Source organism: Zavarzinia aquatilis, from assembly GCF_003173035.1.
GTDB classification, from domain to species: Bacteria; Pseudomonadota; Alphaproteobacteria; order Zavarziniales; family Zavarziniaceae; genus Zavarzinia; species Zavarzinia aquatilis.
On record NZ_QGLE01000001.1, the window covers coordinates 327,066 to 344,828 of the forward strand.

17 protein-coding genes and 1 tRNA gene are annotated in these 17,763 nt (G+C 67.3%); 13 read left to right on the top strand and 5 right to left on the bottom strand.

The window, feature by feature from the left end:
- Positions 1 to 4: 4 nt before the first annotated feature.
- Both DKG74_RS01610 and DKG74_RS01615 read left to right on the top strand, forming a co-directional pair.
- Positions 5 to 1,396, top strand: a complete 1,392-nt coding sequence (locus tag DKG74_RS01610) for an MBOAT family O-acyltransferase (protein WP_109901916.1) — start codon at positions 5 to 7, stop codon at positions 1,394 to 1,396.
- 12 nt (positions 1,397 to 1,408) lie between these two features.
- Complete coding sequence (locus DKG74_RS01615) at positions 1,409 to 2,539, top strand: alginate O-acetyltransferase AlgX-related protein (protein ID WP_109901918.1); 1,131 nt, start codon at positions 1,409 to 1,411, stop codon at positions 2,537 to 2,539.
- Positions 2,540 to 2,559: 20 nt separating this feature from the next.
- Here DKG74_RS01615 and DKG74_RS01620 read toward each other — a convergent pair whose 3' ends face one another.
- Positions 2,560 to 3,369: a GDSL-type esterase/lipase family protein gene (locus tag DKG74_RS01620; RefSeq protein ID WP_165837478.1), complete on the bottom strand. Its 810-nt coding sequence runs from the start codon at positions 3,367 to 3,369 to the stop codon at positions 2,560 to 2,562.
- 263 nt (positions 3,370 to 3,632) lie between these two features.
- On the opposite strand from DKG74_RS01620, the gene DKG74_RS01625 reads away from it, so the two are divergent.
- The 9 genes from DKG74_RS01625 to DKG74_RS01665 all read left to right on the top strand — a co-directional run bounded on the left by DKG74_RS01625 (position 3,633) and on the right by DKG74_RS01665 (position 11,471).
- Positions 3,633 to 4,253: a YceI family protein gene (locus DKG74_RS01625; RefSeq protein ID WP_165837479.1), complete on the top strand. Its 621-nt coding sequence runs from the start codon at positions 3,633 to 3,635 to the stop codon at positions 4,251 to 4,253.
- 7 nt (positions 4,254 to 4,260) lie between these two features.
- Positions 4,261 to 4,830: a cytochrome b gene (locus DKG74_RS01630; RefSeq protein ID WP_109901924.1), complete on the top strand. Its 570-nt coding sequence runs from the start codon at positions 4,261 to 4,263 to the stop codon at positions 4,828 to 4,830.
- A complete protein-coding gene (locus DKG74_RS01635) occupies positions 4,827 to 5,387 on the top strand; it encodes a YceI family protein (RefSeq protein ID WP_109901926.1) in 561 nt (186 codons plus the stop codon). The genes DKG74_RS01630 and DKG74_RS01635 overlap by 4 nt, the downstream gene beginning before the upstream one ends.
- Positions 5,388 to 5,478: 91 nt before the next feature.
- Positions 5,479 to 7,371, top strand: a complete 1,893-nt coding sequence (gene dnaG, locus DKG74_RS01640) for a DNA primase (RefSeq protein ID WP_109901928.1) — start codon at positions 5,479 to 5,481, stop codon at positions 7,369 to 7,371.
- A 52-nt stretch (positions 7,372 to 7,423) separates the two neighbouring features.
- Complete coding sequence (rpoD, locus tag DKG74_RS01645) at positions 7,424 to 9,394, top strand: RNA polymerase sigma factor RpoD (protein ID WP_109901930.1); 1,971 nt, start codon at positions 7,424 to 7,426, stop codon at positions 9,392 to 9,394.
- Between the two features lie 112 nt (positions 9,395 to 9,506).
- On the top strand, positions 9,507 to 10,160 hold the full coding sequence (locus DKG74_RS01650) for a carbonic anhydrase (protein WP_207779194.1): 654 nt from the start codon (positions 9,507 to 9,509) through the stop codon (positions 10,158 to 10,160).
- A gap of 78 nt (positions 10,161 to 10,238) precedes the next feature.
- A tRNA-Ile gene (locus DKG74_RS01655) sits at positions 10,239 to 10,314 on the top strand.
- Positions 10,315 to 10,710: 396 nt separating this feature from the next.
- On the top strand, positions 10,711 to 10,923 hold the full coding sequence (locus tag DKG74_RS21400; protein WP_133251466.1) for a hypothetical protein: 213 nt from the start codon (positions 10,711 to 10,713) through the stop codon (positions 10,921 to 10,923).
- Between the two features lie 350 nt (positions 10,924 to 11,273).
- A complete protein-coding gene (locus DKG74_RS01665) occupies positions 11,274 to 11,471 on the top strand; it encodes a hypothetical protein (protein ID WP_109901934.1) in 198 nt (65 codons plus the stop codon).
- 103 nt (positions 11,472 to 11,574) lie between these two features.
- On the opposite strand, the gene DKG74_RS01670 is transcribed toward DKG74_RS01665, so the two are convergent.
- Positions 11,575 to 13,032, bottom strand: coding sequence for an MDR family MFS transporter (locus DKG74_RS01670; RefSeq protein ID WP_243403988.1), 1,458 nt, complete (start codon positions 13,030 to 13,032; stop codon positions 11,575 to 11,577).
- 89 nt (positions 13,033 to 13,121) lie between these two features.
- Entirely contained in the window at positions 13,122 to 13,874 is a 753-nt protein-coding gene (locus tag DKG74_RS01675) for an SDR family oxidoreductase (protein WP_109901938.1), read from the bottom strand.
- 69 nt (positions 13,875 to 13,943) lie between these two features.
- On the opposite strand from DKG74_RS01675, the gene gloA2 reads away from it, so the two are divergent.
- Positions 13,944 to 14,327, top strand: a complete 384-nt coding sequence (gloA2, locus tag DKG74_RS01680; protein ID WP_109901940.1) for an SMU1112c/YaeR family gloxylase I-like metalloprotein — start codon at positions 13,944 to 13,946, stop codon at positions 14,325 to 14,327.
- On the opposite strand, the gene DKG74_RS01685 is transcribed toward gloA2, so the two are convergent.
- Positions 14,315 to 16,519 carry a heavy metal translocating P-type ATPase gene (locus DKG74_RS01685; protein ID WP_109901942.1) on the bottom strand — a complete coding sequence of 735 codons (2,205 nt, stop codon included), beginning with the start codon at positions 16,517 to 16,519 and terminating at the stop codon, positions 14,315 to 14,317. The two genes, gloA2 and DKG74_RS01685, sit on opposite strands and share 13 nt — an antisense overlap.
- Positions 16,520 to 16,593: 74 nt before the next feature.
- On the opposite strand from DKG74_RS01685, the gene DKG74_RS01690 reads away from it, so the two are divergent.
- Positions 16,594 to 17,037: a MerR family transcriptional regulator gene (locus tag DKG74_RS01690; RefSeq protein WP_243403989.1), complete on the top strand. Its 444-nt coding sequence runs from the start codon at positions 16,594 to 16,596 to the stop codon at positions 17,035 to 17,037.
- 114 nt (positions 17,038 to 17,151) lie between these two features.
- Here DKG74_RS01690 and DKG74_RS01695 read toward each other — a convergent pair whose 3' ends face one another.
- Positions 17,152 to 17,733, bottom strand: a complete 582-nt coding sequence (locus DKG74_RS01695; RefSeq protein WP_207779195.1) for a dihydrofolate reductase family protein — start codon at positions 17,731 to 17,733, stop codon at positions 17,152 to 17,154.
- Positions 17,734 to 17,763: the final 30 nt, after the last annotated feature.

The window sequence follows — 17,763 nt, forward strand, 5'->3', positions numbered from 1 at the left end:
ATCCATGGTTTTCGCCTCCGTCGAGTTCCTGGCGCTCTTTCTGCCGCTGTTCTTCCTTGCCTATCTCGCCGTGCCGCGGGGCTGGCGGAATCATGTCCTGCTGGCGGCCAGCTGGATTTTCTATGGCTGGTGGAAGCCGATCTTCCTGCTGCTGCTCGTCTTCGTCACGACCTTCAGCTTCTATTGTGGGCAGGCGATCGAAAGGGCGCCGGACGATCACGGAAAGCAGCGGGCGCTCGCTTTCGGCGCCGTCGTCAATCTGCTCACCCTAGGCTGGTTCAAATACGCCAATCTGCTGGTCGGCACGGCGAATGGCGGTCTGTCGCTGTTCGATCTCGGGGCCATCGCCTGGGACCCGGTGATCCTGCCCATCGGCCTGTCGTTCTATGTCCTGCAGTCGATTTCATACCTCTACGACATCCGCCGCGGCGTGGTGAAGGCCGAGCCCCATTACGTCGCCTTCGCCGTCTATATCGCCATGTTCACCCAGCTGATCGCGGGTCCGGTCATTCGTTACAGCTGGGTCGACGCCGAGTTGGCGTCGCGGCGGCTCGCGCTCGGCGGCTTCATGGCGGGTGCGCGCCGCTTTTCAATCGGCTTCGCGATGAAGGTGATCATCGCCGATTCCCTGTCGCCGCTGGTCGAGCTGGCCTTTAACCTGCCGCAGCCGACCGCCGTCGATGCCTGGCTGGGGCTTCTGGCCTATTCGCTGCAGCTTTATTTCGACTTCGCCGGCTATAGCGCCATGGCCATCGGCCTCGGTCTCATGCTCGGCTTTCATTTCCCCGAGAATTTCAACCATCCTTATCTCGCGACCAGCATTCAGGATTTCTGGCGCCGCTGGCACATCAGCCTGTCGGGCTGGCTGCGCGACTATCTCTATGTCGCCCTCGGCGGCAATCGCCAGGGCGCGGCGCGGACCTACGTCAACCTGATCCTGACCATGGCCATCGGGGGCCTGTGGCACGGCGCGGCCTGGACCTTTCTTGTCTGGGGGCTGATCCATGGCATCGCGTTGGCGGTGGAGCGGGCAGCCCGGATGCGCGGCATCCGCCTGCCGGTGTTCATCGCCTATCCGCTGACCATGCTGGTGGTGACCACCGCCTGGATTGTGTTCCGCTCGACCAGTTGGGGCATGGCCGAGGCCATGTTGCTCGGCCAGTTCGGCTTCAACGGCCTCGGCATCGGCGACACAATGGCGGTTGCCCTGCGGCCGTCGATGATGCTGTGGATGGCGGTCGGCCTTGCCGCGGTGTGGTGGCCGGCGGCCTCCGACACCTGGAAGGCACGGGTGCCGCGCTGGTGGCAGGCGCTGTGGCCGGCGCTGGCCTTTGCCTATGCGCTGGCCTTGCTCGAAGGGCGGGAAACCGTGCCCTTCCTCTATTTCCAGTTCTAGGGAGGGCCAGCGATGGAGACCGCTGAGGACCGCGAAGCCGCCCGCCTGGGCCGGCCGGCCGCTCTGGTGATGGGGCTGGTGCTCTTCGTCGGTCTGATGTCGTCGGTTGCGGCGTCTCTGTCGGACAAGGGACAGGCACTGATCGCGGAGACCGGCGTCAGTTCCCTGCTGGACGGCGAGGCCACGGGCAAGCTCGCCCGGCTGCTGAATGAAGACCTCGTCGGCGGCCATGAACTCGCCACGGCGGCCCGGGCGCTCGACTGGGTGGTGCTCGGCGATCTCGGGCCGCAGGTCCGGCGGGGCTGCGCCAACTGGCTGTTCCTGCGCGAGGAACTGGACGTCCACCCGGACGGTGCTGCCGCGTCGGCCCGGCGGCTCGCCATGGCGGCGGGAGTCCAGCGCCTGCTGGCCGCGCGCGGCATCCATCTCGTCGTCGCGATCACCCCGGACAAGAGCCGGATCAAGGCGGATGCGCTGTGCCGCGTGGTCCGTCCCGAGAGTCTTGCCGGTCGTTTCGACGCCTTCGCCGCCGGCCTGTCGGCGTCGGGAATTGACACGGTCGACTTGCGCGCCGCGATCGCCGGCGCTGCCGAAGGCGGCTATTTCCGCACCGACACCCATTGGAGCGAGGCGGGCGCCCGCGCCGCCGCCGATGCCATCGCCCGCCATCTGGGGGCCGAGGGCAAGGCCCCGGCGCGGGGCGCGGATGTTCCCATCGCGGTGGGCGAGGTCGCGGAGCGGGTGGGCGATCTCATCCGCCTCGCCGGTCTCGACGGCGCGCCACTGCCGCTGCGGCCGGCGGGGGATAGGGTGGCGACGAGCACGATCGCCCTGCCGGCCATCGTCGCCGACGATCTGTTCGGCGACATGGCGGGGCCGCCGGTCGCGGTGATCGGTTCGTCCTATGCGCGGACGGCCAATTTCATTGGCTTCCTCGCCGCGGCGCTGGCCGTGCCCGTCGCCGACATGGCGCGGGACGGTGCCGGTTTCGCCGGGGCGGCCGTGCCCTATTTCGCCGATGGCGCCTTCACCGCGACACCGCCCCAGGTGGTGGTGTGGGAAATCCCCGAACGCATCCTCGACGCCCCGCTGACCGAACAGGAGAGGGCGTGGGAGGCCCGCCTCGCCGGGGGCGCCCTGTAACCCGTCAGGGCTTCAACCCGTCAGGGTTTCGGCTTTTCGCCCAGCAGGGCGGCCAGCGTCGGCTCTATCGCCTCGGCCATGCGGCCTTGCGCGGCGGCATCGGGATGCAGCGCGGGCAGGGGCGGTGTGTTGCGCGGGTCCATGAACAGCGATGTGTCGGTCACGCCGTCCTTCAGGAACAGATAGCTGACATCCATGAAGGTGACCGTCCGGCTGCCCGCATAGCGATTGCCAAGGCGCAGGTTCACCGTCTGGTCGAGCGCGGTCTTCAGTGGGCTGACGTCGCTTGGCAGGATGCCCAGCAGCAGGATCTTCGTCCTCGGCAGTTTCTTCGCCAGCAGCGATAGGACGGCGACGATGCCGGCCTCTGTCTCTTCCGCGCTCTGGCCCTGGATCGTGTTGTTGGTGCCGATCAGCACGACCGCCGCCTTCGGCGCGATCCCGTCGATCTCGCCGTTCTGCAGGCGCCACAGCACATTGGCCGTGGTATCGCCGTTGAAGCCGAGGTTGACCGCGTTGCGGCCGCCATACATCCGCCGCCACAGACCAAGGAAATCATACTGCGGCGCCTCGCTCGGCAATTCGTAGTCATGGGTGATCGAATCGCCGACGAAGATCAGGTCGACCCGGCCCTTGCGGATTTCTTCCAGCTTCTGGCGGTGCCGCTCCGCCCACCAGCCGGTGTCGAGGCGGGGCAGGGGCGTAGTCGCGACATCGCCCGCCATGGCCCCGCGCCCCGTCGCGAGGCCACCGAGCATGGCCGTCAGGCCGATCAGGGCGGCGCGCCGGCTTGGCGCGGGCAGGGGGGCGCCACGAAAGGGGATGCTCAAGGCGAGGGGCCTCCGGCTGGGGGACGATGTATCCGCATCGGTGATTTTCGGTGCTGCGGCGCGCGCTTTCCAGCGGGAAATCCACGATAATTTACAGAAGGCGGCGATGGGATCGGTTGATCGTTCGGGCCATTGTTTCCGTAACGGAAACGATCCCTTAACGTCAGTCCGGTTTTTCCGGCGCCGTCCGACCGGCATGGTGGCGTCAGGCGCGGATGTGCCCTGTCCCGTCCCCTGTTTCCTGTTCGCCGAAGGATTGCCCCATGAAGAAAGCCGCCCTCCTTGCCGCCGCGCTGTTCCTGACGCCGGTGGCGGCCCTCGCGCAGGTCTCGCCGCCCGCCGACATGCCGGCGGGGACCTACACGGTCGATCCCACCCACGCCAGCCTGACCTTCAAGGTGAACCACTTCGGCCTGTCGAATTACACCGCCCGCTTCCGCCATTTCGACGCCAAGATCGAATTCGATCCCGTCGACGTGACCAAAAGCAAGGTGACCGCCAGCATCGACACGCTGTCGCTCCAGACCGACTACCCCTATCCCGAGAAGGTCGATTTCAACAAGGAGATCGGCGCCGGCGAGAAGTGGCTGAACGGCGACAAGTTCCCGACCATCACCTTCACTTCGACCAGGCTCGAGAAGACGGGTGAGACCACGGGCAAGATGCATGGCGATCTGACGATGCTGGGTGTCACCAAGCCCGTCGTGCTCGATGTCACCTTCAACGGCGGCTATCCGAAGCACCCGATGTCGGGCAAGCCGATCATGGGCTTTTCCGCGACCGGCAGCCTGAAGCGCAGCGACTTCGGCCTTTCAACCTTCGTGCCCGCCATCGGCGACGAGGTGACGGTGATCATCGAAGCCGAATTCCCCAAGGCGGAGTAATTCCACCATGACGAAGCCCGCTGACCGCTATGCCGGCATCGCCGTCGCCCTGCATTGGGTGATGGCGCTGGCCATCCTGCTGATGCTCGCCAGCGGCTTCGTCATGGCCTTCGGCGACATCGGCCCGTCGCTGAAATTCCGCCTTTATCAATGGCATAAATCGCTGGGTGTGCTGGTGCTGGTCGCCGCCGCCCTGCGTATCCTGCTCCGCCTCGTGCTGAAGGCGCCGGCTCTGCCCGGTTTCATGCCGGCGTGGGAGGCGAGGGCGGCCAAAGCCGGCCATCTCGCGCTCTATGTTCTGATGGTCGCGATGCCGGTGACCGGCTGGATCGTGGTTTCTGCCAGTGTCTTTGGCCTGCCGACCATCGTCTTCGGCCTGTTCGAATGGCCCCATGTTCCGGGCATCGCCGGGGATGCCGCGGTCGAGGGCGCGGCCAAGGGGGCGCATTTCTGGCTGGCCCTCCTCATGGCCGTCACCATCGCCGGCCATATTGCCGCCGTGATCAAGCATATCGTGATCGACCGGGAAAACATCCTGGCCCGCATGTGGTGGGGCCGGGGAAGGACCATGCCATGAAAATCGCCGCCCTTGCCGCCGCTCTCGCCCTTCTGTCCGCCCTGCCGGCCGCCGCCGCGACCTATGTGGTCGATCCCGCGCGCAGCAGCGTCGGCTTCTCGGGCACCAACAGCGGCGAAGCCTTTACCGGCACCTTCAAGAGCTGGACCGCCGATATCGTCTTCGATCCCGCCGATCTCGCCGGAAGCCACCTGAAGGTCGTGTTCGACACCGCCAGCGCCACGACCGGCAATGCCATGTACGACGGCACGCTGCCCCAGGCCGACTGGTTCGCCGTGAAGGATTACCCGACCGCCAGCTTTACCTCGACCGCGATCACGGCCAATGCCGATGGCAGCTATACCGCGACCGGAAAACTGCAGATCCGCAATGTGACCAACGAGGTCAGTTTCCCCTTCACCCTGTCGCTGCCGGCGAATGGCCCGGCGGAAGCGAAGGCCAGCCTGAACCTGAACCGCGTCGCCTATGGCATCGGCGTGCAGTCGGATCCGGCCGGCGGCTGGGTCGGGCCCTATATCGCCGTCACCATCGACGTCGTCGCGACCCCGAAGCCCTGATTCTCCCTCAAGCCCTGAGTGTTGTTCCCGCCGGCCTGACGTATCATAGTCCCCGCTTTGTTGCGGGGCCGCGTCGCCGGCCGGAGTGGACATGGCTGACGACGTCACCGCCGAGATCAAGTCGCGCCTTCTCCTGTCGACCGTGGTCGGCCGGCGCACCAAGATCACGCGCAAAGGCCGGGCCGATTTCATGGCCCTGTGCCCGTTCCACGGCGAGAAGACCCCGTCGTTCCATGTGATGGACGACAAGGGCACCTATTACTGTTTCGGCTGCGGCGAGAAGGGCGACATCTTCAGCTTCGTCCAGAAGACCGAGAATCTCGGCTTCCGCGAGGCGCTGGAGCGGCTGGCGGCGGAAGCCGGTGTCGCCCTGCCGGCGCCCAACCCCGAAGCGAAGCAGCAGGCCGAGAAGCGCCAGACCCTGCAGGACGCGCTGGAGGCCGCCTGCACCTGGTACGAAGCGCAATTGCAGACCGGGGCGGGGGGCGCCGCCCGGGAGTATTTCGCAAGGCGGGGCCTGACCCGCGAGACCATCGCGCGCTTTCGCCTCGGCTATGCCCCGGGCGGGCATACCGCCCTGATGGACGCGCTGGTCGCCCGCGGCTTTCCGCCAGCCCTCCTCGTCGAGGCCGGGCTGGTGCGGAAGCCCGACGACGGTCGCAGCCCCTACGACTATTTCCGCGATCGGGTGACTTTCCCGATCCGCGACGCGCGGGGACGGGTCATCGCCTTTGGCGCCCGCACCATGGGCGACGGCGAGCCGAAATATCTGAACTCGCCCGAGACGCCGCTGTTTCACAAGGGCGACACGCTGTTCAACCTGAACCTCGCCCGGGAAGCCGCGCTGAAGGCCGGCCGCGTCATCGTCTGCGAAGGCTATATGGATGTGATCGCCCTCGATCAGGCCGGCATCGCGGAAGCTGTCGCCCCTCTTGGCACGGCCCTGACCGAAGGCCAGATCGAAGCCCTGTGGCGCCTCGCGCCCGAACCCACCTTGTGTTTCGATGGTGACAAGGCCGGCCAGCGCGCGGCCAGCCGCGCCCTCGACCGTGCCTTGCCCCTGCTGAAGCCCGGGCATTCCCTGCGCTTCCTCACCCTGCCCGACAACCTCGACCCGGACGAGCTGATCCGCCGCGACGGCGCCCCGGCGATGCGCGCCGCCCTCGACCGGGCGGTGCCGCTCGTCGATTACCTGTGGCAGCGGGAAAAGGCGGCGGCGGATTTCTCGACACCGGAGCGCCGCGCCGCCTTCGAGACGCGAATCGGTCAGGTCCTGCGCGAGATCGGCGATGGCCGGGTGCAGGCCTATTACAAGGATGAATTGCGCGGCCGCCTGCGCGGCCTGATGGACGAATTGCGCCCGCGCCGGCAAGCCCCGCAACGGGATCCGCGCGGCGGCTTTGGCGGGCGCGGCGGCTCCGGGGGCCGTTTCCCGCTGGTTCCGCCCGGCGCGAGCAACTTTTTGCGGGCCTCTCGCCTCGGTCAGGGGCAGGACAGCGGTGCGGATGCCACGACCAGGCTGCTCCTCCTCTGTCTCGTCCGGCATCCCCGGCTGTTGCCGCGGGTCGACGACGAGCTGGTTCGCCTCGAGATTGATTCGCCGCCTCTTGACAGGCTGCGTTCCGCCCTTTTAAGCATGTCTTTTAACGTGCCCGGCCTTGACAGCGACAAGGTCAAAGGCCACTTAGCGGATGTGGGATTGGCCGAGACGTTTGCCCACCTCGAAGACGATCGTTTCCTCGGGCTGCACGGCATTGCCCGAAGCGATATGACCATTGATCTGGTCGAGGAAGGCTGGCGGCATGTCTTGGCGCTTCACCGCAGACAAACGGGATTGAAGGCGGAGCTGAGCGAGGCGCAGGCGAGTTACGAGGCTTCGCCGACCGATGCCGGCATCCGGCGGGTCCAGGCGATCAAGGAAGAACTGAACCGCATCGAGTCCCAGGTCCAGGCGGCCGGGGTCGATAGCGGCTTTTCGGCATGAGTTGACGGCGGCGTCCGCTGGCGGCGGGGCGCAAGGCCAAGGGGCTGATTACATGGCGAGCAAGAACGCAGAAGCGACCGGCAACGAGGAAGCCCGCGAAGAAGGCGCGGACGGCCCGCTGCTCGATACCGCGGGTCAGGCGGTCAAGCGCATGATCGCCCGCGCCAAGGAGCGCGGCTACGTCACCTATGACGAGATCAACGCCGTCCTGCCGCAGGAACAGGTGTCTTCGGAACAGATCGAAGACATCATGGCCATGCTGTCGGAAATGGGCGTGAACGTCGTCGACGGGGAAGAGCAGGAAGACCCGGAACGCGCCGCCGGCAAGGAGGAAGAGGACGGCGAGGCCCAGGGCTTCCAGACCTCCGGCGCCGAGGAACTGGATCGCACCGACGACCCGGTGCGCATGTATCTGCGCGAGATGGGCTCGGTCGAGCTGCTCTCGCGCGAGGGCGAAATCGCCATCGCCAAGCGGATCGAGGCCGGCCGCGAGACCATGATCGACGGGCTGTGCGAAAGCCCGCTGACCTTCCAGGCCATGATCGGCTGGCGCGATGAATTGCTCGCCGGCAAGGTTCTGCTGCGTGACGTGATCGACCTCGACGCGACCTATGGCGCCGGCCCCGGGGCCGAGGGCGAGGATCTGCCGGGTGCGGCCGAAGCGGCGGAAGGCGGCGACGAGGCCGAGGCCGAAGCGGGCGCCGAGGACATTCCCCCGCCGGGCGAGGACGACGAGGACGAGGAGGGCGGCATCTCGCTCGCCGCGATGGAGCAGGCGCTCCAGCCCGTCGTGCTCGAGATTTTCGACAAGATCGCTGTCGCCCACAAGAAATACGCCAAGCTGCAGGAGAGCCGCCTCGCCGTCGCCATGGGCGCGCCCGAGGACAGCCAGGCCGCCAATGCCGAGAAGCGTTTCCAGAAGCTGAAGGTCGAACTCGTCGAGCTGATGCAGTCGATCCACCTGAACAACGGCCGGATCGAGGCGCTGGTCGACCAGCTCTATGGCATGAACCGCCGCCTGATCGGCCTCGAAGGCCGGCTGCTGCGTCTCGCCGAGAAATACAAGGTCAGCCGCGAGAGCTTCCTCGAGCATTACATCACGCACGAGATCATTCCCGACTGGCTGGGCAAGGTCGGCAACCTGCCGGGCCGCGGCTGGAAGGATTTCGCGCGCCAGGAAGCCGAGGAGATCGAGAAGCTGCGCGGGTCGATCGCCGGCGTCGCGACCGAGGCCGGCCTGACCATCCCCGAGTTCCGCCGCATCGTGACGACGGTGCAGAAGGGCGAGCGCGAGGCCCGTCAGGCCAAGAAGGAAATGGTCGAGGCGAACCTGCGTCTCGTCATCTCCATCGCCAAGAAATACACCAACCGCGGGTTGCAGTTCCTCGACCTCATCCAGGAAGGCAACATCGGCCTGATGAAGGCGGTCGACAAGTTCGAGTATCGCCGTGGCTACAAGTTCTCGACCTATGCCACCTGGTGGATTCGTCAGGCGATCACCCGGTCGATCGCCGACCAGGCCCGCACGATCCGCATCCCGGTGCACATGATCGAGACGATCAACAAGCTGGTGCGGACCTCGCGCCAGATGCTGCACGAGATCGGCCGCGAGCCGACGCCGGAGGAACTGGCGGAAAAGCTCGGGATGCCGCTGGAAAAGGTGCGCAAGGTCCTGAAGATCGCCAAGGAGCCGATTTCGCTCGAAACCCCGATCGGCGACGAGGAAGACAGCCACCTCGGCGACTTCATCGAGGACAAGAATGCCGTCCTGCCGCTCGATGCCGCCATCCAGTCGAACCTGCGCGAGACGACCACGCGGGTTCTCGCCAGCCTGACCCCCCGCGAGGAGCGCGTGCTGCGGATGCGTTTCGGCATCGGCATGAACACCGACCACACCCTCGAGGAAGTCGGCCAGCAGTTCTCGGTCACGCGCGAGCGTATCCGCCAGATCGAGGCCAAGGCCCTGCGCAAGCTCAAGCACCCGAGCCGCAGCCGCAAGCTGCGCAGCTTCCTCGACAATTGAGCCGCGTCTGAACAACCCCCGGTGACGGCCGCGCGCCGTTGCCGGGGGTTTGTCATGCCCGAAATCCCGAGGCTCGATCATTGGAGGGTGGACAGGCCTGCTGCACCGCGTCATGGTCGCGCCGTTTGTGAACCAGGTTCAGGAGGACGCGGTGGAGCGGCTGATCGAGGGGTATCGTCGGTTTCGTGGCGGCCATTGGCCCGAGTATCGTGATCTCTACAAGGAACTCTCCAAGGGCCAGAAGCCGCCCACGCTGGTGATCGCCTGTTCCGACAGCCGGGTCGACCCCGCGGTGATCTTCGACGCCCAGCCGGGCGAGATGTTCGTCGTGCGCAACGTCGCCAATCTGGTGCCGCCGGCCGAGAAGGGCGAGGGCCTGCACGGCACCTCGGCCGCGCTCGAATTCGCCGTCCGCGTGCTGAAGGTCGGCATGGTCCTCGTCCTTGGCCATGGCGACTGCGGCGGCGTCGGCGCTGCCCTCAAGGGCATGCCGCTCGACGATTTCGAATATCTCGACGACTGGATCGGCCTGATCGCCCCCGCGCTGGAGCGGCTCGGCGACATCGACCGTTTCGCCCCCGAATCGAAGGACATGCTCGAGCGTGAGGCGATCAAACTGTCGCTCGACCGCCTGATGACCTTCCCCTTCGTCGCCAACGCCGTCGGCGAAGGCCGCTTGAGCCTGCAGGGCGCGCGTTTCCGCGTCTTCGATGGCCGCCTCGAATGGCTGGACAAGGCGACCGGCGAATTCAACCGCGTGGCCTGACCCGCCGCCAGCCTGTTGGCAGCACCGCGCGAGCCTGCTAAACCTCGCTTCCCGCGAAACGCGCGGGAAGCGACGGTGGGGCCTGTAGCTCAATGGTTAGAGCCGGCCGCTCATAACGGTCTGGTTGCAGGTTCGAGTCCTGCCGGGCCCACCACACCGACAACAGCCCCTGGCCGTCTAGAAGGTCCGACTTGCGCGATGGCATCCATCGCGCTTACACGCCCCTCGCATTCGTGGCACGGCCATGGCGCGAAAAGCTGAAAGCCGATGAACCGTGACCGGGCGCCGGCTTTGGGATTGTCGTCTGATGGGGTTGGAAGAGACCGGCGCCGTCACTAATGAGGGGGGAGCAACCACCGCGGATGGTGCGGCCCGTCTCGGCCCGTCGCCGGCCTCCACCGTCATTTTGGGGAAGCTCTTCGCCGGTGTCAACATCGAGGTCGATCCCCGCGTGCGGGGAGCCGGGGGGCCGGCGGCGGCGCGAGGGTCGGACAGGCGCAGATTGCCATCGAGGGGCGAAGCGTCTGGGTCTGGATCAAAGGTGGTGCCAATGCCCAAGTTTTTCGAGCTCGATACCCGCGTCGCCGTGCTCGATGACGACGACAGGCTGTTCGTCTGGAGCGACGACCGGCGCGTCTGGTCCGAGATATCTTCTGCCGCGCTGACCTTTGAAGGGCGGAGAGTGTCGGATGCGGAGGCGCTGGAATTCCTCGCGTCCGACAAGGCGCCGCTCTGGCCATCGGCGCTCGCCAAGACTTCGTAGATCCTTCGGATATCTTCAGGCAACGCCTTCCTCGCTTTCGCGAAGAGCGCGCGTTGTTCGGCCAGCCCCGGAATGCGGCTGTTGCGCGTCAAGCTCATGGTCAAGGACGCCCGGACCGGGTGTCGCATCTAAAATCATCGGCTGACGGAAGTGGAAGAGGCCGGCGCCGTCACTAATGGGGTGACATCCGACGCCATGGTCGCCGCAGTGGAACATCCCGGCCCGGCGCCGGCCTCCGCCGTCAAACTGGGGAAGTTCTCCACCGGTGTCAACGTCGACAATGACCTGCCGGCTTGGGTGACCCCTGTGTCCCCCTTGCAATTCCGGCGAGTCCTGACGAAATAGGGGACATGGAAAGCGTCCTGGGCATTCTCATCGCCATCGGCTTCTTCCTGCCGTCGATTATCGCCGGTCAGCGCCGTGTTCTTGGCCACAACGCGGTCATCCTGCTGAACCTTATGGTGGTGACCTGGCCTTGGGCTCTTGCGTTCGCGTTCAGCCCCTTTACCCGTGATTTTCTGGACGGCTGCGATCGCCCGCCGAGGTGACGCCGACGGGTGGCCTGAATTTCATTTCCAGGGCGGGCAGACGGACCGGTAGCGCGCCGGGCGTAGTGGGGCCGTATCCAGCTGACGCCGGTGGCGTTGGTCTTCAGCGGTCGCGCAGGTGGTGGCCGCTGATTTCGTTGCCGGCGTCGGGGGCGAGGCGGGCGTTCCACAGGATCGACAGCAGGGAAAGGCCGGTGACCACCAGGAAGGCGGCCCGGAAATCGCCGAGGACCGGCGTGTCCCGTCCACCCAGCGCCATGCCGACATGCAGCACGCTGGCGGCGATGCAGACGCCGGCGGACAGCATCAATTGCTGGAAGGTCGTGTAGAAGCCGGTGGCCGCGCTCATGCGCGGCGGCGCGATCTCGTCATAGGCGACGGTGTTCAGCGCCGTGAACTGCAGCGACATGGAAAAGCCGCTGGCCACGAGCACGGCGAAGATCGCTGCGTGGGGCCAGGTCGCGTCGAAGAAGGCGCAGATGCCGTAAAGCAGGCTGCACAGCACGCCGTTCGCCATCAGGCAGGCGCGAAAGCCGAAGGCGCGCAACAGGCGCGGCGCGAAAGCCTTCATGGTCATGGCGCCGACCGCCGTCGCCAGCACGAGCGAGCCGGATTGCGCCGGGTTCAGCCCGAAGGAAAGCTGGAACATCAGCGGCAGCAGGAAGGGATGGGCGCCCTGCGTCACCCTTGTCAGCGAGCCGGCGATCATCGACAGGCGAAAGGTCGGGATGCGCATCAGCGAGACGTCGAGAATGGGCGACGGGTGGCGCCGGGCATGGCGCAGGTAGGCCGCGCCGAAGACAAGGCCGGCGGCGACGAGGCCGATGGCGATCCGCCCCTCACCCTCGCGGCTGGCGAGTTCGGCGCCGAAGAACAGACTGCCGAGGGCAAGGCCGGACAGGATCATGCCGAAACCGTCGAAGCGGCTGCCGGGGGGTGCCGGCTCCCTTGTGTTCTCGAAATAGATCGAAGACAGCACGAGCCCGGCGAGGCCGATCGGAATGTTGATGTAGAAAATCCAGCGCCAGTCCGCCCAGGTGACGATGAAGCCACCCAGCGGCGGCCCGATGATCGGCCCGATCAGGGCCGGCACCAGCAGCCAGGCGGTGGCGGCGACCATGTGCTGCTTGTCAACGGCGCGCAGCAGGATCAACCGGCCCACGGGCATCATCATGGCCCCGCCCAGGCCCTGCAGCAGGCGGGCGGCGACGATTTCCGACAGGCTGCCGGCGAGGGAACAGAGGGCCGAACCGGCCATGAAGACAAGGATGGCGGCGCGAAACACGGTCAGCGCGCCGAAACGGTCGGCGACGCGGCCCGAGGCGGGAATGAAGATCGCCAGCGACAGCAGATAGGATGTCATGGCGAGGCTGAGGTTCGCCGCCGAAGTGCCGAAATCCCGCGCCATGGCGGGCAAGGCGGTGGCGAGGATGGTGATGTCCAACTGCTCCATGAACATCGCGGTCGCGATGATCAGGGCGATGGTGCGAAAGCCGGGCTTTCCGGCGGGGTCACGCTCCTGCGCTGGCATCATGTCCCTGGCGGCTGCGGGTCGAGCCATTCTTATGCCGTGCCGCGCGGCGCTATCGAAGCCCCCCGTCGGCCATGGCTGCCATGCACTTTCGAGTCGTTCGGAAGTGGGCGTGTCGCTCAGAAATGGGACAGATAGCCGCCGTCGACCGCCAGTGTCTGCCCGGTGATATAGGAGGCGGCGGGCGAGGCGAGGAAGACCACGGCCCCCGCGACCTCCGCCGGCTGGCCCCAGCGGCCGAGCGAGGTGCGCCGCGCCAGCCAGTCGCCGACCGCCGCGTCCTCGACCATGGCCTTGTTGGCCTCGGTGGCGAAATAGCCGGGCGCGACGGCGTTCACCGTGATGCCGCGCGGGCCGAGTTCGGCGGCGAGGGCGCGGGTCAGCGCGTCGAGCCCGCCCTTGGCGGCGGTATAGGCGGCGTCGCCGCCCCGGGCGATCGGCCCCGCGATCGAGGTCACGTTGACGATGCGCCCGCCCGGCATCATGGCGGCGGCGACGCGGCGGCACAGGTCGAAAGGCGCGACCAGGTCGATTTCGAGAAGGGCACGCACGGCGCCCCGGTCCAGCTCGGCGAGGGGGCGACGATCCCGCGCGCCCGCATTGTTGACGAGGATGGTGACGGGGCCGAAGCGGCGGGCGGCGTCATCGAGGGCGGCCATGACCGAAGCCTCGTCGCCGAGATCGAAGGCGAGGGCGGCGGCCCTGCCACCATCCGCCGCGATGGCGGCGACGGTTTCGGCCAAAGCCTCGATCCGGCGGCCGTGCACGAGGACGAGGGCCCCGGCCCGGCCGAGGGCGAGGGCGATTTCCCGCCCGAGGCCGCGGCCCGCCCCGGTGACGAGGGCGATGCCGCCGGAAAGATCGAAGGACATGACGCCTCGCCCGCCATTGCAACAGGGGGGCGAGCCTATACCATGCGGCGGTGAACAACAGGGGGCTTCATGCTCGACCGGCTGCATCATGTCGCGATCATCTGCGGCGATTACGCCCGCTCCCGCCATTTCTATACCGAGGTGCTGGGCCTGCCGGTGATCCGCGAGGTCTGGCGCGAGGCGAGGCGTTCGTGGAAATGCGATCTCGCCGTCGGCCGTCACGCCATGATCGAGCTGTTCTCCTTCCCGGGCGCCCCCGCGCGGCCCAGCCGGCCGGAAGCGCAGGGCCTGCGCCACCTCGCCTTCGCGGTCGAGAGCCTCGAGCCGGTGATCGAACGGCTGACCGCGGCCGGCATCGCGGTCGAGCCGGTCCGGGTCGACGAATACACGGGAAGGCGTTTCACCTTCTTCGCCGACCCGGACGATCTGCCCCTCGAGCTTTACGAGGACTGAGGGAAGCGGAAGCGCAGCAGGCGTAGCGCGTTCAGGGTAACGACCACCGTCGCCCCGGTATCCGCCATCACCGCGATCCACATGCCGGTGAGGCCAAGGACGGTGGTGACCAGGAAGATCGCTTTCGCCCCCAGCGCGATGGCGACATTGGCGTGGACATTGCGCAGGGTCGCGCGCGACAGGGCGACCAGATCGGCGACACCGCCCACCCGGTTGTGCAGCAGCGCGGCATCGGCGGCTTCGAGCGCGACATCGGTGCCCCCGCCCATGGCGATGCCGACGCTGGCGGCGGCGAGGGCGGGGGCATCGTTGATGCCGTCGCCGACCTTGCCGACGGGGCCCGAGCCATTGGCGCCCAGTTCGCGCACGATGCGGGCCTTGTCCTCGGGCATCAGTTCGGCATGGGCCGTGATGCCGAGCGCGCCGGCGATGGCGTCGGCGGTGCGCCGGTTGTCGCCGGTCAGCATGACGCCGGAAATGCCCATGGCCTTCAGCCGGGCGAGGCCTTCGCGGGCATCGGCGCGGGCTTCGTCGCGGAGCGCGATCAGGCCGAGGGCGACACCCCCTTCGACGAGAACGGCCACGGTCTTGCCCTCGGCCTCCAGCGCCGCGGTCACGGCGGGGTCGAGGGCGGGCGCCCGTTCCGCCGCCGCGCGCGGCTGGCCGAGGAAGAGGGCGCGGCCGCCGACCGTGCCGGTCACGCCCTTGCCGGGCAGGGCCGCGACATCGCTCGCGGGCGGCAGGGCGCCTGTTCCCGCCGCGCCGAGGATGGCGAGGGCGAGGGGATGACTCGACCCGACCTCCAGCGCGGCGGCGAGGCTTAGCACTTCCTCCTTCCCGGCGGCGAGGGGGACGACGTCGGTGACCACGGGCTTGCCCGCGGTCAGCGTGCCGGTCTTGTCGAAGGCGATGGTCTTCAGCTTGCCGAGGGCTTCAAGCACGCCGCCGCCCTTGATCAGCAAGCCGCGCCGCGCGCCCGCCGACAGGCCGGCGGCGATGGCGGCCGGGGTCGAGATGACGAGGGCGCAGGGGCAGGCGATCAGCAGCAGGGCAAGGGCGCGGTAGACCCAGGTGCCCCAGTCCTGCCCGAGCGCCAGCGGCGGCACCACGGCGACGAGAAGGGCAATGCCGACCACGGCCGGCATGTAGATGCGGGCGAAACGGTCGATGAAACGGGCGACCGGGGCGCGGGCTTCCTGCGCTTCCTCGACCAGGCGGATGATGCGGGCGATCGTATTGTCGCTGGCGTCCCGCTCGATGCGGACCCGCAGCACGGCACCGCCGTTGATCGAACCGGCGAAAACCGGATCGCCGGGCGCCTTGGCGCGGGGCACGGATTCGCCATTCACCGGCGATTCGTCGACCTCCGACATGCCGTCGACCACGGCGCCGTCGGACGGGATACGGTCGCCGGGTCGGACCAGGACCAGGTCGCCCGGGCGCAGCTCCGAGGCCGGCACTTCGCGCGTGGCCTCTCCTTCGATGCGGAGCGCGGTCTTGGGCGAGAGTTCGGCCAGCGCGGAAATCGACTGCCGGGCCTTCGCGGCGGCAAAGCCTTCCAGCACCTCGCCGACGGCGAAGAGGAAGACGACGACCGCCGCTTCCTCGCCCGCGTCGATGGCGAGAGCGCCAAGGGCGGCGATGGTCATCAGCATCTCGATGGTGAAGATCGAGCCGGAGGTCGCGGCCGCGAAGGCCCGCCGCGCCACCGGAATCAGCGCGAGGACCGTCGCGGCACCGAAGGCATAGCGACCGAAAGCGGGGGCGAACTGGTCGACCAGCATGGCCGCGGCCAGCAGGACGCCGGCCCCGATGACCAGTCGGCCCTTGCCCGTGCGCCACCAGGGCTTGCCGGCATCGGCCGGATCGTCATGGTCGTGATGATCGTGGTCGTGGTCGTGGTCATGGTCATGATCGTGGCCATCGTGCTGCTCGTGCTTGTGGCCGCTGCTGCCATGGTCGTGGGCGTCGCCCTCGATCACCTGGAAGCCGAGACGACGAATCGCCGCCTGCATGTCGGGCAGGGAGGGGGGCGCGCCATCCTCGGTCACGGTCACGGTGCCGCCAGTCACGCTGACATTCACCTCGCCGACACCGGGCAGCCGCTTCAGTGCGTTTTCGATCTTGATCGCGCAGCTCGCGCAATCCATGCCCTCGACTTTCAAACGATGTCGAGCGAGGCCCTTGTCCATGACGTCAATCCTTCACATCTAGTGGACATGACCATGGAACCTAAAGCCACTAGAGCTACAAGAGGAAAATCGCGATGACGAAAATGGCGGAAATCCGGGACCTCGCCATCGGCGATCTGGCAAAGCGGACCGACACGAAGGTGCAGACCATCCGCTATTACGAGGAGATCGGTCTCTTGCCGGCGCCCACCCGCAGCCTCGGCAACCAGCGGGTCTATGGCGAGAGCAGCCTGCGCCGCCTCGCCTTCATCCGCCATGCCCGCGATCTCGGCTTCTCCATCGACGCCATCCGCGAGCTGCTGAAACTGTCCGACCATCCGGATCTGCCCTGCGATGACGCCGACGGCATCGCCCGCCGCCACCTCGACGAGGTGGAAGACCGGATCAAGCGCCTGCGCGCCCTCGAAAAGGAATTGAAGCGGATGCTGGCCGAACACCGCGACCACGGCGGCCGCATCGCCGACTGCAAGGTGATCGAAGTGCTGTCGGACCATTCCCTGTGCGGGCACAGCCACTGACCGGCCGGGCGGCTTGTAGCATCTTCAGGCGAAGTGGAATCCGGTTCGCCGTCCGAAGATGCGTCAAATCAAAAGGTGGAGCATCGGCGGAATGATGCTCATTCCGCCGATGCTCTAGTCCAGCCGGCGATAGGTCGCCTGGACGAGGCCGGTCGGGTAATGCCGGCTGCCCAGCAGCTGCCAGCGACCATAGGGCACGTCGGGGCCGAACAGCGGCCTGCCCTTGCCCAGCATGACCGGCACGCGCGACAGGGTCATGTCGTCGACCATGTCCTCGGCGAGGCCCTGGCGGATCGCTTCGCCGCCGTCGAGATAGATCCGACGCGTGCCCTCGTCGCCGAGCCGCGCGACGAGAAGGGCGAGGGGGCCCTCGTAACGCTCTACCCCGTCGGGCGCGGGGCCGAGATCGCGGTGCGACAGCACGACGACGCGCTTGCCCTCGAAAGGCCAGGGATCGAAGCCCGCCACCATGTCATAGGTCTTCCGCCCCATGACGAGGGCATCGACATCGGCGATGAATTCGCCATAGCCGTAATCCTCGCCATGTTCATCCTCGACCGTGGACAGCCATTCGATACCGCCCGCCTCGGTCGCGATGAAACCGTCGAGGCTGGTGGCGATGAAGACGGAAATGCGCGGGCGGGCCATCGTGTCGATCCGTGTTGCCGGGGCCGCGACTTTGGGCGATTCGCGCATGGCTTCCAAGCGCGGGCTTCGCGCCGTTTG

Bases quoted from the DNA above. Each gene is read 5' to 3' on its own strand.
- DKG74_RS01615 (WP_109901918.1), top strand. From the start codon at position 1,409: ATGGAGACCGCTGAGGACCGCGAAGCCGCCCGCCTGGGCCGGCCGGCC.
- gloA2 (WP_109901940.1), top strand. From the start codon at position 13,944: ATGCTCGACCGGCTGCATCATGTCGCGATCATCTGCGGCGATTACGCC.
- DKG74_RS01690 (WP_243403989.1), top strand. From the start codon at position 16,594: ATGACGAAAATGGCGGAAATCCGGGACCTCGCCATCGGCGATCTGGCA.
- DKG74_RS01670 (WP_243403988.1), bottom strand. From the start codon at position 13,032: ATGGCTCGACCCGCAGCCGCCAGGGACATGATGCCAGCGCAGGAGCGT.
- DKG74_RS01695 (WP_207779195.1), bottom strand. From the start codon at position 17,733: ATGCGCGAATCGCCCAAAGTCGCGGCCCCGGCAACACGGATCGACACG.
- DKG74_RS01685 (WP_109901942.1), bottom strand. From the start codon at position 16,519: ATGGACAAGGGCCTCGCTCGACATCGTTTGAAAGTCGAGGGCATGGAT.
- DKG74_RS01610 (WP_109901916.1), top strand. From the start codon at position 5: ATGGTTTTCGCCTCCGTCGAGTTCCTGGCGCTCTTTCTGCCGCTGTTC.
- DKG74_RS01665 (WP_109901934.1), top strand. From the start codon at position 11,274: ATGGAAAGCGTCCTGGGCATTCTCATCGCCATCGGCTTCTTCCTGCCG.
- DKG74_RS21400 (WP_133251466.1), top strand. From the start codon at position 10,711: ATGCCCAAGTTTTTCGAGCTCGATACCCGCGTCGCCGTGCTCGATGAC.
- rpoD (WP_109901930.1), top strand. From the start codon at position 7,424: ATGGCGAGCAAGAACGCAGAAGCGACCGGCAACGAGGAAGCCCGCGAA.
- DKG74_RS01635 (WP_109901926.1), top strand. From the start codon at position 4,827: ATGAAAATCGCCGCCCTTGCCGCCGCTCTCGCCCTTCTGTCCGCCCTG.
- DKG74_RS01650 (WP_207779194.1), top strand. From the start codon at position 9,507: ATGGTCGCGCCGTTTGTGAACCAGGTTCAGGAGGACGCGGTGGAGCGG.
- DKG74_RS01630 (WP_109901924.1), top strand. From the start codon at position 4,261: ATGACGAAGCCCGCTGACCGCTATGCCGGCATCGCCGTCGCCCTGCAT.
- dnaG (WP_109901928.1), top strand. From the start codon at position 5,479: ATGGCTGACGACGTCACCGCCGAGATCAAGTCGCGCCTTCTCCTGTCG.
- DKG74_RS01625 (WP_165837479.1), top strand. From the start codon at position 3,633: ATGAAGAAAGCCGCCCTCCTTGCCGCCGCGCTGTTCCTGACGCCGGTG.
- DKG74_RS01675 (WP_109901938.1), bottom strand. From the start codon at position 13,874: ATGTCCTTCGATCTTTCCGGCGGCATCGCCCTCGTCACCGGGGCGGGC.